At 65.4% G+C, this 1,414-nt stretch carries 1 pseudogene; it reads right to left on the reverse strand.

The annotated features are described in order from the left end of the window. A pseudogene (gene mqo / locus JCM25156_RS32750) lies at nt 1–1,207 on the reverse strand (malate dehydrogenase (quinone)); the annotation flags it as partial. Nucleotides 1,208–1,414 lie beyond the last annotated feature (207 nt).

Here is a 1,414-nt window from a genome sequence, read left to right on the forward strand (position 1 = left end):
GCCGGTCACGACCTCCGTGCCGAACTGGAGCACGCCGCCCCGGGTCGGGTCTTTCTTGATCACCTGCACGCGCTGGCCCGCGGTAATGAGTTCCCAGTCCTCCTTGCGCGCGGAGGGGACGAAATCCTGCAACGCTTGATCCGGTCATCGGCGGACTGGAGCACCTGCTGGATCAGGTAGCGGGTCAGCGGCCAGTTGTCGCGCGCCACCGCCAGCATCGCCCCGATATTATCCATGCGAATCGAGCGTGGCAGGTCCAGCCATGATCCCTGCTTGAGGAACTTGGTGGAGAACCCGGCATACGGCCCGAACAGCAGGCCGCGCTGCCCGTCGATCACGCGCGTATCCAGATGCGGCACCGACATGGGCGGCGCGCCGACCGAAGCCTTGCCGTACACCTTGGCGTGGTGGCGCGCCACGATATCGGGGTTGGTGCAGCGCAGGAACTGCCCGCTGACGGGAAAGCCGCCAATGCCGCGCGCTTCGGGTATGCCGCTTTTCTGCAGCAGCGGCAGCGCACCGCCGCCCGCGCCGATAAACACGAATTTCGCGCGCACCTTGCGCTCCGCCCCGCCATGCAGGGCGCGCACCGACACGTCCCATTCATTGTTTCCGGCGGGCTTGAGGTCTTCCACCTCATGGCGAGATGGAGTTCAAAGCCCGGCCTGCCCTTCAGGATGCCGACAAGGCGGCGCGTCAGCGCGCCGAAATTCACGTCCGTGCCCGCCGGGTGCCATGTGGCGGCAAGCGGCTCACCCGGCTTGCGGTCGTGCATGACCAGCGGCATCCACTGGCGCAACTGCCCCTCATCGGTCGAGAACGACATGCCCGAGAACAGCGGATGTTCCTGCAACGCGGTGTGGCGCCTGCGCAGGAAATCCGTGTTCTCCGCCCCCCACACGAAGCTCATGTGCGGGATGGGATTGAGGAAATCCCGTGGCGAGGCGATCTGCCCCGATTCCACCAGATAGGACCAGAACTGGCGCGAAACCTGAAAGGCCTCGTTCACGTTCACGGCCTTGGAAATGTCCACGTTCCCGTCCGGGCGCAGCGGCGTGTAGTTCAGTTCACACAGGGCGGAATGGCCGGTGCCGGCATTGTTCCAGCCATTGGAACTTTCCAGGGCCACGTCATCCAGCCGCCCGAACAGGGCGATGGACAGGTTGGGCTCAAGCTGCCGCAGCAGCACGCCCAGCGTGGCGCTCATAACGCCGCCGCCAATCAGGACAACATCGTAGGTGGAAACGGCGGATGAGGGATTCGAGGTCATGACATTCTCCGGCTCGGCATTGGAAACCTGCTGCGTGACTGTTCATCGGCTGGACCGGGCAGCCCACCCGGCGGCACGGGATGGCCCGGCCTGATTGCATGTTCACATCTGGCGCCGGCGGCATCCGGCGTCGGCCCGTGACGG

Source organism: Komagataeibacter kakiaceti JCM 25156, assembly GCF_000613305.1.